The following is a 16043-nucleotide window of genomic DNA, read 5'->3' as shown; positions in this document are numbered from 1 at the left end:
CTCGATCAGGCACACGTCAGCGTCGGCATCCCCCAGTCACCGTGGTCGTTGCCGTTGCCGTCGCCCGCGTCACCGACCTTGAGGTCGATCACCTGGGCACCGCTGACATCGACGTCGATCGCCACCGCGGCCTGTTTGCCGCGGATCGTCGGCGTGGTGACCAGGGTCCTGCCGTCGGCGATCACGGAGAACGTCACCGTGCCCGCGCCGCCCGTCTCGTCGTCGACGCCGACGTCCGCCGTCAACCGCGAGCACTGTCCGGCGAGGTAGAGCTGAACGTCGCTGACGGCGTTGGTGCCCAGGCCCTTGGCATAGCCGACGCCGGCGATGGTGATCGGGCGGCCGTCCCCGGCTGCCTGTTCGCCGACGCTGGTGTCCCGTTCCACCGGGCCCCATCCGTTCGTGGCGGACAGGAACGGCAGGGCGCTCACGTCGCTCTTCCCGGCAGGCGGAGCGGGCGGTATTCCGCCGACGACGCGTTCGTCGGCGCCGATGGCCTGCCGTCCGTTCTGCCGGTAGTGCACGGTGGCGGTGAGTGCCGAGGCGGACGGCAGCGTTCCGGTCGGTGGCTCGACCTGCCAGGTGAAGGTGGCCGACGCACCGGGCCGCAGGCGCTCGACCGACGTGGGGGTCGGGGCGCTCACGCTCCAGCCGTCGGGGGCGGAGAGTGACGCCGTCAGTCCGGAGACGGGCTGTCGGTCCTTCGGCACCCGCACGGTCGCCCGGGCGGTGAAGGCCTGTCCCGGCTGGGCGGTGTCCGGGACGTCCAGGGTGACGTCCGCTCCCGGGCGCTTCGGCATCGCGTAGGTCCGGGGGTCGTAGCGCGGGCTGTCGTTCTGCGCGACGCGCAGGGACGAGGCGTAGCTGCCGTAATTGGTCAGTGCGACCTTGCCGAGGCCGCCGGTGCTGCCGTCGAGGTTCCACACGGCGATGGCGATGCTGTTGTGGCCGTTCGGGTTCAGGATGCCGTTGGGAACCGGGAACGTGTGCTGCGGGCCGAGGTAGTTGACGTAGTTGCCGATCTGCCAGCCGTTCACGAAGATCGTGGCGCGGTACTTGCGTGCCGGGTCGTCGGTGAACGTCAGCCCGAGCGAGGTGTCCTGGCCGTGCGGCAGGTTCAGGGTGGCGTCGGTGCGGTACCAGGAGACTCCGGGTGTCGTGTCGGTCGCCGGGAGGGACACGCGGTTCCAGTCGGCGTCCGGGTAGCCCGGCAGGGACCAGCCCGCCCGCTCGCCGTAGAGGCCGCCCGTCGAGAGCGGGCCGCGGACCGTGTCCTGGAGGTCCTCGCCTCCCCGTACGCCCTGGAGGCGCCAGGTGACGGACGTCAGCGGCGCGCCGACGAGGGAGGCGCTGGTCAGGCCGCGCGCGGTCTTGTTGCCGTTGGTGGAGTTGTAGTCCTCCTCGTGCCCCATGTTGACGGTGAGCACGGAGAGGACGTTGTCGCCGGTGGACTTCACGGAGCCGGCCGGGAAGGTGAAGTCGCCGCTGCCTGTGGTGGAGCTGCCCAGGAAGGTGCCGTTCAGCCAGGCGGAGAACGCCTGCGCTCCTCCCCCGGAGTCCGACACCAGGTGGATGCCGGTCTCCTTGCCGCTGGCGCGGAAACGGCCGCGGTACCAGGTGTTGCCGGTGTGGAAGCCGTAGTCGTCCGCGTAGAGCACCGGCAGCGAGTTGGCGCCGGAGACGCTGTTGGTGGTCGCCTTGTCGGCCACCTGCCAGCTGGTGTCGTCGAAACCGGGGGCCGCTTCGGGGGATTCCTCGGCGTGCTTCCAGTCGGTGAGCGCCGGGAGGTGGACGGGGGCGGCCACCGGGATCTTTCCGGTACGGCTCCCCGTGTCGGTGGCGTGGCCGCCCAACGTCCTGCCGTTCCAGGTGACTTGGGCGGCGGAGGTGAACACCTCGATGTTCTTGTCGTCGGCGTTGTCGCCGGTGAGCGCCACGGTGTGGCCGCCGTGCAGGCTGGTCGCCGTCCGCAGCAGGTGGGTGCCGCGCACGAGCACCGGGCCGCTCGCCGTGTCCTGCCGCCAGAAGGTCTTCGCCGTGGCCTTGTCTCCGACGAGCAGCAGGAGCGGGCGCTGTCCGGCGCCGCTGACGCTGACGCGGATCAGGCCCTGATGTGTGTAGTTGAGGCGCAGGTCTCCGGTGGCGGGGTCCCACGTGGTGCTGACCGTACCGCCGTGGGCGGTCACGGTGGGTTTGGCGGCGTAGCGCAGGACGGTCTCGCCGTCGCTTCCCTGGTCGCCGTAGAGCACCGCGATGTCCCGGTCCCCGATGGTCGCGTCGGTCATGATCTCGGAGGTCGAGTACTGCAACTGCGCTTCGCCGAGGCGGTAGTTGGCCACGATCACATGGGAGTCGCGTCCGTCGAGGGTGATCGCGGTGCCGGGCTGCTGCGGCACGACCGGGTAGGTCGCCTCGGCGGTGGCGGCGGTCGGTACGTCGATCGCGTCGACGGCCACGTAGTTGTCCGTGGATCCCGAACCGTGGGTCCCGGCGACGACGATCTTCAGCGTGTGCGCGCCGGGTGTCAGGCCGGTCTTCTGGAAGAGCACCGCCTGGCTCTCGCTGCCGGAGTCGTCGACCGTCGCCACCTTGGTGCCGTCGAGGTAGACGTCGGCGTTGCCGTGGTTGTTGGTCTTCGAGCCGATCCAGCGGATCGCGGTGCCGTCGAAGGGGACGGTGAGCGAATCGCCTGCCTTGTTCGAGAACGACTCCGTGTGCTTGTAATCGCCCCCGGTGTAGCTCGTGTCGGCCACATGGGACCACGAACCGGCGTACTGGAGCGCGGAGTCGGGGTCGTCCCAGGTGTAGGTGGTGTCCGTGGTCGGCTGGGCGTTGAAGTCCAGGGAGATGTGCGTCTTGTCGACGGCCGTGGACGTGGAGTTGCCGTGCCGCAGGACGTGGAACTGCGTCTTGGTGTCGGGGTTCATCCGGGCGGTGTCGACGACCGCGGAGTCGTCCGGCGGTGTGGCCCTGATCGCCTCGGTCTTGGTCAACGGGGCGACCGACTGCGTGAAGTACCCGATGAGTTTGTCCTCGTCGTACTTCGGATCGAGCTGGCGGGTCTCACGGATCGCGGCGCCGTAGTCGTACGACGTGTAGTTCTCGGGCATGCCCAGCCAGCCCCAGTTGGTGCCGCCGTAGGTCATGTAGAAGCTCTGCGCGGTCGCGCCGACGGCGATGTTCTGCTTGTAGAAGACGTTGGCGAACTGGTCGTTGATGAGCTGGGCGCACTTGTCGTAGCCCGGTCCGCCCCAGGGGTCGAAGGCGCCGCCCTGGAACTCCGGTGAGTACAGCGGTTTTCCGGCCGGGTGGTCGTAGCTGATGTCGGGGACGCCGTTCCACTTCGCGGGGTTGGAGCAGTCGAAGCCCTGGGGGTAGGAGTCCGGGCCGTCGACGTCCAGGGCGCCGGTACCGGAGTTGAAGGTGCCGTTGTTGTTGCCGGTCAGCGGGACCGTGATGCCGTCGGCGCGGGCCTTGTCCTCCAGGTGTTGCATGTAGGAGCGGGCGGCGGCCGAGCCGTCGTAGTACTCGTTCTCGACCTGGTAGGCGATGACTGACCCGGTGCCGTTGGTCAGTTGGTGGCGGGCGATGATCCGGTCGATCTGGGTCAGCCACTCGTCGGCGTACTTCAGGAAGCGCGGGTCGTCGCTGCGGTTGTCCTCCGCCTTGGTGGTCAGCCAGCCGGGCAGGCCGCCGCTGTCGACCTCCGCGTTGATGTACGGCGCCGGGCGGGCGATGACGTAGAGGCCGGCCTCCTGGGCCATGTCGAGGAGCTTGTCGACGTCCCGCACCCCGGTGAAGTCGTACACGCCCTCCTTCGGTGAGTGGTAGCCCCAGTCGAAGTACAGGGAGGTCGAGTTGAAGCCGGCGGCCTTCATCTTCTGGAAGATGTCGCGCCACAGGTCCTGGCTCGGGAGCCGGAAGTAGTGGAACTCGCCGGACCACAGGTAGGTGCGTCTGCCGTCGACGAGGAAGGAGTAGCCGTCGAGCGTCACGGTGTGCGCCTGCGGAGCGACGGCGGGAGGCTGCTCTCCGGCGTCCTGCGCCGCCGCCGTGGCCGGCGCGGACAGGCCCGCCGCCAGGGCGATGGTCGCGGTCGCCGCGAGGATCGCTCTCCACCAGCGACGGCGACCGGGTCTCGCACCCTCTGAACCGTTCCGACCATCCCGCACGGCGGCCTCCAGACCGACTGGGCGAACAGCATCAAACAGACTCAGGCAAACCCGAACAGTAAGGGGGCGCGGGCCCAACCACAATGGGTCGGAAGAACACAATCGAGAGGTCGGGTCCCGGGTACGTCTTCACCCGGTCCCGGCCCCGCTCCCGGTGTGCCGGTAGGCCGTCGTGCCACCCGGAATCGGCTTGCTGGAACCGCCGTTGAGGGTCCGGTGCGGTGCGGACCGGCCACACCCACCGAGGGACACCCGCCTCGGGGTGTGCACACGAAGGAGTCCAAGCCGCGCCCACCCGGACAGAGCGTCTGGGTGGGCGCGACGAGAACGGGTGGCGGTGGGGGTCAGGTCGCGGTCAGCGACAGGTCGGCCGTCGTGGCGCGGCCCGGCTGCAGGGTCACCTCCTTGGATGCCGTTCGGTGGCCGGCGGCAGAGGCCGCGATCCGCAGCGGGCTCGGGCGGGCGTCGAGCCAGAGGTCGTAATGGCCGTCGGAGTCGGTGCGTACGGTGTGTGCGAGGTGGCCGCAGCCGGTCGTTCCGGCGTGCGCCACCGGGCAGATCAGGACGGTGGCCGCGGCGAGCGGTGCTCCCGTGCGCTTGTCGGTGATCGTCCCGGAGAGATGGCCCCAGGTGTGGGGGATCTTGACCTTGAGGCTGACCTTCACCGACGCTCCGGCGTAGGGGGCGTCGGTGCTGTAGGTGAGCCGCGCGGTGTACGTGCCGGCCGTGGCCACGGCGGAGGCGTCGGCGCGGACGGTGACCGTGGTGGACCGGCCGGGGGCGAGATCGAACGAGGTCTTGTCCGCCGACAGCCAGCTGACGTCGTCGCCGTCGCACTGGTCGTGCCCGGGCAGGGTCTCGGCCGAGGAGACGGCGTCCAGGGCCGCGGTCATGCCCCCGATGCGGTAGATCCCGCAGCCGCCGCCGGCCCGGAGGACGGCGGAGCCGGTGTTGGGCAGGCTGGACCAGGAGTTGGACACCGGGTCGTATTCGACGACGGTGTTGACCGCGGCCGTTCCGACGATGCCGCCGACGACCTGGAGTCTGCCGTCGTTCCCGCTGGCGGTGGCGCCCCAGCTCGCGTCGGGCATGTCGGCGGCGCGGGTCCAGGTGTCGGCGGAGGGACTGTAGCGGTAGGTCTGTCCCTTGCGGGGGGCGACCCCTCCACCGACGACCGTGATGCCGCCGGCGCACACCAGCTCACCGGTGATACCGGTGCAGGCCCCGCGTTCCATGGTGAACGGGTAGTCGGCGCGGCGGGTCCAGGTGTCGGTGGCCGGTGTGTAGCGGTAGACGGTGCTGACGCTGTCTCCGCAGTCGGATCCGGTGCAGCCTCCGATGACGTAGAGGCTGCCGTCGAGGGTGGTCACGTTCGGCATGCCGATCGCCTGGGGCAGATCGGCGAGGCGGGTCCAGGTGTCGGTGGTGGGGTGGTAGGCGTAGAGCGTGGCGCGGGCGCCGTCCGCGGTCCAGCCGCCGACGACGTACATGGTCCCGTCGACGAACGCCCCGCCGGGTGATTCCAGGGCCTCGGGGAGGTCGGCGATGGGTGTCCAGGCATCGGTGGACGGGTCGTGCACATAGCCGCGGTCGAGGTACTCGCCGCCGAAGAGTCCGGAGACTCCGGCGACGGAGTAGACCTTGCCCTGGTAGGTGCCCACGGCGTTGTCCATGACGGGCTCGGGGTAGTCGGCGATGCCGGTCCAGGGGCCGGTCGATGCCGTGGCCGAGGGGCCGCTCGACGTGGTCTTCGGGGCCGAGGAGAGGGAACTCATCGGTCCGGGTGAATAGTTGCCCTTCACGCGCAGCGTCGGAGCGCCTGCCGACACGTCCGACGTGGTCGTGGAGATCCCGTCCGGTGAGGTGTAACCGGTGCTCTGCTCACCGAGGTCGACGTGCAGCGGCGCCTGCCCCTTGTTGGTGAAGGTGACCTTCTTGCTCCCTGACCCGCCCAGCGTCTCGCTGACGGAGAGACCGGCCGAACTCACCGCCAGGCGGCCCGCCTTGAGCGTGCGGTCGAACCGGTTGACCTTGTCCGGCCGCGTGGTGAGGGTGCCGGTCGAGGTGGTGTAGCGGGCGGCGGCGGTCCGGTACGTGTGCCGTCCGACGGGGGCGCTGAACAGCCAGTAGTAGCCGTCGGCCAAGGCCGGGTCGTCGGGGGTCGCCACGGTGGTCGCCGTGGTGTAGCCGTCGGCGGTGTCGGTGATGGTGGCGGGCGTGATGGCGTCGCCCGTGTTGCCGTCGACGACCTTTCCGGCGACGATCCCTCCGCCCACCGCCGCGCAGGAGCCGACGGTGACGGTGTCGAGCTGCCAGATCGACAGGCCGCTGCCGGAGTAGTGGAAGCGCACCTTGACGTGCTTCGCGTTTGCCGCCTGGGTCAGGGGAACCTCGACGTGGCCCAAGAACTCGGCCGTGTCCCGGTGCCACACCGTGGTCCACGTCGCGCCCGAGTCGAGGCTGAGGTCGACGTCGGCCACCGAGTCCTTGCTGGGGGCGTAGAGGGCGTAGAAGCCGAGGACGGGTGCGTTCTGGCCGGCCAGGCTGAAGGTGGGCGACACGAGTTCGGTGTCCTCGTGGACACCGCCCCGGCCCCAGGGGTCGGCGGCGGCCCAATTGCCGGTTCCGCCCGTGTAGTTGGCCAGGAAACTGTCGGCGAAGTCCCAGGTGGCGCCGTCCGTCCCGTGATCGACGACCGTCCAGCCGTGCTCCGGTGTCGTGCCGGTCCAGCCTCCGAAGTCGGCCGCGCCCGGGTAGGCGTGGCCGGGCGCCACGCAGGCCGTCAGGTCCACGTCCGGGGCCACGTCCGCGCGTACGTCGGCGGTGCCCACCGGGACACTCAGGTCCGTGCTCCGGTAGCCGGGGTAGACCGGGGCCACATGGACGGCGTAGGTGGCCTCCTCCGGAAGGTCCACGCTGTACCTGCCGGTGTAGGGGTCGGTGTAGAGCGCTCCGTTCGGATAGCCGTCGATGGTGATCTTCGAGTACAGGGGCCAGCCGTGCCCGCTGCCGTCCTTCACCGTGCCGGACACCGTCCGGGTCGGCACTTTCACCAGGGTCAGGTCCGCGGTGGTGCTCTGGTTCTCGGCGACGCCCACTCCGGAGCTGGTGTTCTCCCGGTAGCCGAAGTCGGTGGCGGTGATCCGGTACTCGCCCACCGCGACGGGGAGGCTGTACGCGCCTTCGGCGTCGGTGGTGACGTGGTACTCCCGGCCGCCTGTCGCCTCTTGTGAGACGGCCAGTGCCGCACCGGCCAGCGGGGCGCCGGACACGCTGTCGGTGACTCGTCCGGACAGCGTTCCATGGACGCCGAAGGCCAGCGCGGACACTCCGACGGGGGTGCCGAGACCGGTCGGCCCGTCCCAGCCGGTGCCGGCGGTGCACACCACCGTGCCGCAGCCGTCGTTGGACCCTTCGGTGACATCGGTCAGCCCGGAGGCGTTGATGTAGGGGTAGGTCACCGGGTAGGTGCCCTCGACGGGAGTGCCCGCCAGCGCGTACATCGCCGTGATCAGCGGCGCGGAGAGGCTGGTGCCACCGACCTGCAACCAGCCGTCCTCCCCCACCGTGTCGTAGACGGCCAGACCGGTCGCGGGGTCGGCGACCGCGGAGACGTCAGCCGTCGCGCGGGTGTCGCAGCCGGTGGTGAGCCCCCGCTGATAGGCGGGCTGGGCCTCGTACAGCGAGCAGCCCGACCCGCCGGAGGTCCAGGCGGACTCCGTCCAGCCGCGCTCGGTGTCCGGCGTGCGGGTCAGCCGGGTGCCGCCGGCGGCCACCACGTCGGGGTTGGTGGCGGGCCAGTTCTGGACATGGCCGGTGTCGCCGGTGGACGCGACCACGGCCACCCCGGGATGGTCGTAGTGGTGGTCGTACGCGGTCTCGGAAGCGCTCTCGCCGGGCAGACCGTAGGAATTGGAGACGTACTTGGCGCCCAGTCGTACGGCGGTGTCGACCGCGGTGCCCAGGTCGTCCAGACTCGCCGAATCGCCTTGCACGAGAAGGATGTTGCACGCCGGACAGGCGGCGGAGACGGCGTCGAGGTCCAGCGCGGTCTCCAGTGCCCAGCCCGCGTCGTCGGCGGGGTAGTCCGTGCCGCCGCTCTGATCGACCTTGCGGAAGCAGCCGTTGGCGGTGGTGCACTCGGGCAGCCCGTAGTGCGTGCGGTACGCGGCCAGGTCGGCCTCGGCGTGGGAGTTGCCGTACGCGTCGACGATCGCCACCGTCCGGCCCTCGACTCCGGCGGGAAGGCTGTAGGCCGCCTGGATGTCGGCCGGGCCCAACGCCGCGGACGGGGGCGCGCTCACCTGCGGCCGGACGATGTGGTCGGAGCCGGTGCGCACGTCGGCGAAGCACTGGGCCACGCCGTCCTTGACGCTCGGGTTGTTGCAGCCGGCCGGGACGTAGTTCTGCGGGACGTTGTCCTGCGGCACGGCGTTGAGCAGGTCGGAGGACCTGGCGGAGTCGGCGCCGGACGAGGAGGCCGAGGAACTGGGGGTGGCCGCGGCGGCGGTCGGTGTCGCGGCGAGAACTCCTGCGCCGAGACAGCCGGCTATGAGAAGGGAGAGGGGAGCGCGCATGCGCGCACGTCTTGAGGACAGCAAGGGGGCACCCTTTTCGTCGCGTTCAGGACCCGATCGGGCCGGGGTCAGAGGGGTTCGTAACCGCTGTACGGGTCGTCCGCGCAGGCGGGCTCCGCCGCCGTGTCGTCGGCGGGTACGCCCGCTGCGGCGGGCGTCGGTTCGGGGTGTCGCTCTCCGGTGGGCGGCACGTCGGTGTGCCGCGCTCCGGTGGCGGAGGTGTCCGTACGGGCGCTCGGTGCGCCGGAATTCGGTGCGGTGGGTGTGCTGCTCATCCGATGGATGGACGCCCTTCCGGTCATGCCCAGGTGCAGGCCGGCTCGGGGATCGTGCGCGCACCGAGTATTGACGGTCGCCGCGTTTCCTCGCGATGGGGCGGATGACCTAAAGATCGGAGCGCGTGCCGGCGACGTGGCCTTCCGACGGGGTGATTCCGGCCTGGGTCAGGCTGACCGCGAGTGCGGTGCGCGAGGTCACGCCGTATTTGCGCATCGCGGAGTTGAGTTGCGCGGCAACGGTCTTCGGGGAACGGGAGAGCGCCCGTGCGATGGCCGGGTTGGTCAGGCCGGTGAGCAGCAGCCGGACCACTTCCAGCTCGCGCGGGGACAGTTGGTCGCCGTAGCCGCGCCGCCCACCGCGCCACACCTGTCGTACCGGGGCCCCGGCCGCACGCAGTGCGGCGTGCACGCGGTCGGCGTCGGTCCGGGCTCCCAGGGCCGTGAATCCGGCCTGCGCGCGGGCGAGTTCGGCCAGTCCGGTGTCCCTGTCCCCCGCTGTCAGCAGGCAGCCGGCCCGGCGCTCGGTCGCGAGCAATGCCTCATACGGCCGCGGCAGGCGCGTCCAGGCGGTGGCGGCCCGGCCGAACGCGGTGGCCGCCTCGGCGCTGCGGCCTTCTCCTTCCGCCAGCACTCCGAGACACGTCTCCAGGGCCGCGTGCGCTGCCGGCAGGTGCTTGCCGGCGAGACCTTCGGCCAGGTCCGCGACGAACCGCCGTGCCTGGTCGGGCCGTTCGACCGCGAGAAGCGCGCCGGTCCGTACCGGTGCGAACTCGGTGGCCCACAGCCAGATGTTCTTGCGGGCCACGACGTCGGCCGGTCCCTCCGTCAACTCCAGCGCCTCCGCGGCCGACCCCTCGGCGAGCCGGATCCGCGCCAGGGCGGCCGCGGGCTCCAGCGGCACATCCACGATGCCCCGCCGCAGCCCCGCGTCGAGCACCTGGCGCAGCCGCTCCTCGACGGTGCCCAACCCGCCCTCGGCCACCGCCACTTGGCCGCGGTTCGCGTCGCCGCCGCCGACCGCCCCGTCCAGCAGGGCTGTGACCAGCAGGGCGTCCAGCTGGAGCAGCGGCTCCTCGTCCACCTCCGCCAGGGCGGCGGCCCGCTCGGCCAGTCCGTCCCAGGCACCGGTGAACCAGTCCAGGTGCACCAGCGTCACCAGGATCATGTCGTGCAGCCGCCGGTACCGGTGTCCCTCGGCCCTGGCCAGCCCGGTCGTCAGCAGCGCTCTGGCTTGGTCGTAGCGACCCCAACGCATCGCCCCGTTACCGATGTTGAGTCCGCCGCGGGTCAGCTGCATCATTCCTTCGGGCGTCGTCGCGGTGTCGGGCAGCTCCGCGACCACGTCCCAGCCGACCTCGTCGCCCATGTCCAGCAGGGCGGTTGCCCGGTCCACCGCGAGAGCCAGCCGCTGGTCCGCCGTCATCGGCAGCCGGGCCGCGTCGGCCGCCCGGTCCAGCCAACGGCGGTGTTCCCCGGCGGTCATCAGGGTGCTCGGCGGTGCGCCGAGCGTGTTCATCGCCCAGGCGGCCTGGAACGGTTCGTCGGCCAGGTCCGGCAGTGCCCGCTCCAGTTCCGCCGCGCCGGCCGCGTACTCGCCCGTGTGCAGCAGCATGCGCCCCAGCTGGGTGCGGACGGCCGCGCGGTCGTGCGGGGCGAGCGCCTCTGTGTCCAGCACCCTGCGCAGCGCGCGGGTCAGGTCGCCGCGGGCAACGAGCCCGTTGAAGGCCAGGACCGGCATCTTCTGTGCCCACCGGGCCACCGAGGCGGCGGGCGGATCGCTCTCGGTGAGCAACTCGTGCAGCAGTCCGACGGCGGTGCGATGGTCCCCGGAGGCCAGGGCGAGGTCCGCGGTCCGTTCGGCGTACTGACGCCACTGTCCGATGTCGCCCGCCTCCCGGTAGTGGTGGGCGAGCCGGGCCACCGGCTGCGGTGTCACGGCCCACAGTGCGCGGCCCGCTTCCCGGTGCAGGGCTCGGCGGTCGGGCGCGGGCGTCATGTCGTAGACCGCACGGGCGGCCAGCGCGTGCCGGAAGCGGACCCGGCCGGCACGGTCCTCGCCGAGCAGTCCACTGCGTACGGCAGCGTCCACGGCCTCGCCGACAACGTTGTTCGGGAGCCCGCTCACCGTCGCGAGGACGGCCGAGCCGACCGGTTCGGCGAGCACGGAGGCGGCCTGGAGCACGCGTTGCGCGACCGGGGTGAGGCGCGAGGCGCGCTCGGCGACCGCGTCCCGGATGGTGGGCGGCACGGCGATGTCGGCCAGCGTCCTGCGCACCCACTCGCCGTCGCGCCGGACCAGATCGGCCCGGTCGCGCAGCAGCCGGACGGATTCCTCGATCGCCAGCGGCACACCGTCGGTCCGCTCCTGGAGGAACGACGCGAATGCCTCGGAGACGTGCTCCCCGTCCAGCATCGACGACATCAGCTCGGCGGTCTGCGGCACGTCCAGCGCGCCGAGGCCGATCCGTACGTACCCGGTGCCGGCCGGGGGCCGGGAGGTCAGCCGCATCAGCGTGGAATCCGGCGCCACGTCCTCGGGACGGTAGGTCAGCACCAGGCTCATCCGGCGGGAGCGGCGGGAGGCGAGGAACATCAGGAAGTCCAGGGTGGCTTCGTCGGCCCAGTGGACGTCCTCCAGGACCAGCACGCCGACGCCCATGGCGTCCAGCAGTTCGGCCAGTGCGCGGAAGAGCCGGTGCCGGGCGGCGCCTGCGTCCGACAGCGTCTCGGGCGACGGCGGCAGGTCCTGCGTCCACTCGGGGAACAGCGGCCGCAGTACCCCGGCGAGGGGAGTGAGGGCCAGCTCCGCCACGTCGGGCCGGGCCTCACGGGCGGCATCGACGACCGGGCCCAGGGTGAGGGCCTCCCGGAACGGGGGGCACAGGGCGGACAGCGGCCGTCGGGCGGCGATACCGGGCTCCTCCAGCGCCTCCTGGACGAGTCGGCTCTTGCCGATTCCGGCCTCGCCCTCGACGAGGACCGCGGCCGGCGGCCGGGCCAGGGCGTCCGTCAGCCGGTGCAGTTCGGCCGCTCGGCCGACGAAACGCGGAGCGCTGAGCCCGGGCGGCACGAACGGGAGGCGCTCCTCCCCAGAGCGCTCCATCCGACCGCCTTCCCCACCCCGCCCAGGGTCTGCGCGACCCGGGCGCCGACTGCCCGTGCGGGCCTCGACGTCGCAGCATGCCACGATCGCCGTACCGACCGCGCCCGGGCAGGCCAACTTCTGCCGCTTCATACACTTCTGAGGCACCGTCAGTTATTGACGGTTAGTCAAACAAGTGCCGTGGCCGCTGTGATGCTGCTGCTCAGTGCGCCGAGGCGGAGTTGCGACGCGCCTGGTCGGTGACGCCCGCGTCAGTACCGGTGCGCGGAACTCGCCTGCCGGCCAAGGGGGTTGCACACGGTGCTCTTCCCCGCCCGGCGCTCCGTCGGACCAGCCCGGTCCGCGGATCTCGCGGACTCGGTCGTCAGTCCCGTACGGATCCGCCGTGACGCTTGCGGACGGCGGGGCCTGGTTCGGGGTGGGCGCCGGTGAGTTCGGGCTCCAGGCCCTCGCTCAGCCCGGCGGGTCCACGGCCGGCGTCGGTGCGCCAGGCCTCGAAGGCCCAGGTGGTGAGGGCCACGACGGCGAGGCCCAGGAGCCAGCCGCCCACGACATCGCTGAACCAGTGGACGCCGAGGGCGATCCGGGTGAAGCCGACACCGAGCACGGACACCACCGCGATGCCCCAGCACAGCGGCCGCAGAGCGCGCGGCACCAGGGGCAGCAGCACCAACAGCAGGATGGCGAACGAGGTGGTCGCGGTCATCGCGTGTCCCGAGGGGAAGGAGAATCCCGGCGCGTGCGCGACCGGGTCCTCCAGGGACGGCCGGGCCCGTTCGACCACCGTCTTGACCAGCAGCCCGATCAGGCCGCCGGCCGTGGCCGTCACGGCGGACCAGGCGGCGAGTCTCCAGGCCCGGCGGTACAGCAGCCACACGGTCAGCAGCGCGACGATCGTCCGCAGGGTGACCGGGTCCCACACCCGGTCGGACAGGAAGCGCAGGCCGTCCGTCCATGCCGGATGATCGAGCGCGGTCTCGTTCAACCGCCGTGCCGTGCGCGCGTCGAGACTCCGCAACGGCTGCCAACGGCCCTCGACCAGGACGAGCAGCAGGCCGAACGGGACAGCGGCTACGGCGGCGACGGCGACCGAACCGAGGAGATGGACACCGAATCTCCGGTCGGCCGCTCGGCGGCGACGGAGGTCACCGAGACGTTGGGCCGTGGCGCGGACCACCATTCAGACTCCCGGGTCGGCTGAGATCGGACCGGGCCGCAGCGCCCGCGCCGCTTCCAGCTGCGCGGCGAAGGACAGGCCCAGGAAGAGGGCGATGGACGTCAGGTAGGCCCAGAGCAGCAGGGACATGAAGGCGCTGAGCGGGCCGTAGATCGTGTCGAAGGAGCCGCTGATGTCCAGGTACAGGCTCAGCACCCAGGTCAGGGCCGTCCACAGGACGAGGTAGACGGCCGCGCCGAAGGCCAGCCAGGTGTAGCCGGGCTGGCGGCGGCGGGGGGAACGGCGGAAGATCGCGCTGGCCGAGAGGAGGGCGAGCAGCAGCCCGAAGGGCCAGCGCAGGATCTCGCAGGCGGTCCTGGCAGCGCCGTCGAGGTGGTACACCGTCGCCGCCGCGGCGGCCAGGTCGCCGCCGGCCACCATCACGACGAACCCGAGTCCGAGCGGGATCCCGGCGCTCAGCGACATCACGAGCCCGCGCAGGTACTTCTGGTGGAAGGGGCGGTCGCGTTCGTTGCCGTAGATCCGGTTGGCGCCGCGTTCGATCTGGCACATCGCGGTGGTGACGTTGACCAGGGAGAAGAGCAGGCCGAACCAGAGGGCGATCTCGTCACCGTCGCCCGCGCTGTGGCGGCTGCGGTCCAGCGCGTCGTCGACGACGTCGGCGCTGGGCCCCTGTGCGATCCGATGGATGGTCAGTTCGGCGAGTCTCCCGATGTTCTCCGTGTGCAGCGCCGTGGAGAGGCCGACGAAGGCGATGGCCAGCGGGATCACCGCCAGCACCGTCTGCAGGGCGAGCGCGCGGGAATGGCTGAAGCCGTCGGCGTAGCGGAACCGGACGAAGGAGTCGCGCAGCAGCGGCCAGCGGCCGTAGCGGCGCAGCGATGTCAGGGCCTCGTCGGCCGAGAGGTCCTCGCCGGTCATGTCGCGGGTCTCGGGGACCTTGGTGGCGGTGCCCATTCACTTCTCCCGGGTGGGCAGCAGCACGGTCAGCGCGCCGGGGTGGACCTCGACGGTGAGCCGTCGGCCGTGGGACACCGGGTCGCCGTCGAGTTCCCTCGACTGCGGTACGGCGAAGGTGAGTTCGGCCCGCCGGAAGGTGAAGAACTCCACCGGTACGCTCTTCTTCCCGGCCGGGGTGTCCAGGGTCGTGGGCCGCGCGGTGTTCCCGCGGCCGCGCATCAGGACGCCCAGGGCGCGCAACCAGCCGCCGGGGCCGCGCGGGTCCAGGATCAGCAGGTCGAGCAGGCCGTCGTCGGGCCGGGCCGCCGGGAGGAGCGTCAGACCGCCCTGTACGGTGCCGACGTTGGCGAGGAGCACCATACGGGCCGTGCGGTGCAGGACGGGCGCGTCGTCGAGCCGGACCGTCAGCCGCATCCGGGGTGTGCGCAGGGTGCCGACGCTGGCGAGGACGTAGGCGAGCCAGCCGACGGCCGACTTGGCGCGGTCGTCGGTGTGTTCCAGCATCGCGGCGTCGAGTCCGGCCCCGGACATCGCGGCGAAGTGGGTGGGGGCGAGGCCGTCTCCCTCGATGCGGCCGAGGTCGATGCGGTGCGGGGTGCCGGACAGGGCGGCATCGAGCGCGGTGGCGGGGGTGAGCGGCAGGCCGAGGTTGCGGGCCAGCAGGTTGCCGGTGCCGCAGGGCACCACGACGAGCGGTACGCCACTGCCGGCCAGGGCGTCGGCGGCCGCCCGGACGGTTCCGTCGCCGCCGCAGACCACGACCAGTTCCGCTCCGTCACGCACCGCGCCGGACGCCTGGCCGGTGCCGGGGTCGTCAGCCGTGGTCTCGATGAACTCCGGCGCGCGGTGGCCGTGTTGTTCCAGGATCCGCCGGAGTTTCTCGCGGTCCGCCTCGCCGGTCACCGTGGGGTTGAAGATCACGGCGGTGCTGCCGGGCGCGCGCTCCTCGGCCCGCGCGGTCGTGTCGGGGTCCCCGGTCCGCTGCGCGGGAACGGCGGCCACGGACGCGTCGGTGAGCAGGGCGCGGCCGACGATCAGCAGGGACAGGGCGCCGTTGGCCATTCCGCCGATCACGTCCGTGGGGTGGTGCATGCCCCGGTAGAGGCGGGAGACGCCGACGGCCAGCGGCACGAGGAACAGCAGCCCGGCCAGCGGCCACCGCCACGGCCTGCGCACCCGGGACAGCACGAGCACCGCGAGTCCGGCGTAGAGCGCGGTGGCCGCGCCGGTGTGGCCTGAGGTGTAACTGGACGTCGGCGGGGAGGCGTCGAGGCGGTGCACCTGCGGGCGGTTCCGGTCCACCGACAGGGTGACGGCCAGGAACACCAGTGCCTGGAGTGAGACGGCGACCGCGAGGAAGGCCGCCTGACGCCACATCGGCAGCCGGGGTATCAGCAGCAGCGCCACGCAGCTCAGCAGGGTGACGGCGATCACCGTGAGGGTGTTGCCCGCCTCCGAGCCGACGTACGACAGCGTGGTCAGCGTGCTGGTACGGATCCGCTCGAAGCCCTCGTCGACGTGGTCCTCCACCGTCAACGGCCACACGTTCTTGGCCGGGCCCGTGATCAGGAGTCCGAAGCCCACCATCAGGGCGGCCTGGCAGACGGTCAGTACGCCGATACGCGCCGCGGTGGTGCCGGTACCGCGGGGCAGAACCGGCGAGCGGCCCGGCCGGACCGCCTCGGGTTCGTCCCCGCTCGCTCCTGCTGTTCTTCCCGGCACGGCGGTCGACATCGGGGCTCCCACGGGTCGGCGCCTCGCGGCGGTCCACGGCCG

7 protein-coding genes are annotated in these 16043 nt (G+C 71.7%); all 7 read right to left on the bottom strand.

Annotation, left to right across the window (positions count from 1 at the left end; translation table 11 throughout):
- Window positions 1–5: 5 nt before the first annotated feature.
- Window positions 6–4172: a beta-galactosidase gene (locus tag R2B38_RS43395; protein ID WP_318021312.1), complete on the bottom strand. Its 4167-nt coding sequence runs from the start codon at window positions 4170–4172 to the stop codon at window positions 6–8.
- Between the two features lie 344 nt (window positions 4173–4516).
- Window positions 4517–8749: a carboxypeptidase regulatory-like domain-containing protein gene (locus tag R2B38_RS43390; RefSeq protein WP_318021311.1), complete on the bottom strand. Its 4233-nt coding sequence runs from the start codon at window positions 8747–8749 to the stop codon at window positions 4517–4519.
- Between the two features lie 68 nt (window positions 8750–8817).
- A complete protein-coding gene (locus tag R2B38_RS43385; protein ID WP_318021310.1) occupies window positions 8818–9024 on the bottom strand; it encodes a hypothetical protein in 207 nt (68 codons plus the stop codon).
- A 109-nt stretch (window positions 9025–9133) separates the two neighbouring features.
- Window positions 9134–12130 (bottom strand): helix-turn-helix transcriptional regulator, encoded by a 2997-nt coding sequence (locus tag R2B38_RS43380; RefSeq protein WP_318021309.1) that lies wholly within the window; start codon window positions 12128–12130, stop codon window positions 9134–9136.
- A 364-nt stretch (window positions 12131–12494) separates the two neighbouring features.
- Complete coding sequence (locus R2B38_RS43375) at window positions 12495–13310, bottom strand: phosphatase PAP2 family protein (protein ID WP_318021308.1); 816 nt, start codon at window positions 13308–13310, stop codon at window positions 12495–12497.
- Window positions 13311–14264: a YihY/virulence factor BrkB family protein gene (locus R2B38_RS43370; protein WP_318021307.1), complete on the bottom strand. Its 954-nt coding sequence runs from the start codon at window positions 14262–14264 to the stop codon at window positions 13311–13313. It lies immediately after the preceding gene.
- Entirely contained in the window at window positions 14265–16001 is a 1737-nt protein-coding gene (locus R2B38_RS43365; protein ID WP_318021306.1) for a diacylglycerol kinase family protein, read from the bottom strand. It abuts the gene before it with no gap.
- Window positions 16002–16043: the final 42 nt, after the last annotated feature.

Origin of the sequence: Streptomyces sp. N50, from assembly GCF_033335955.1 — a bacterium.
Lineage (GTDB): Bacteria > Actinomycetota > Actinomycetes > Streptomycetales > Streptomycetaceae > Streptomyces.
The sequence above is the reverse complement of the archived record's forward strand: the minus strand, read 5'-3'. Positions and strand labels throughout refer to the sequence as shown.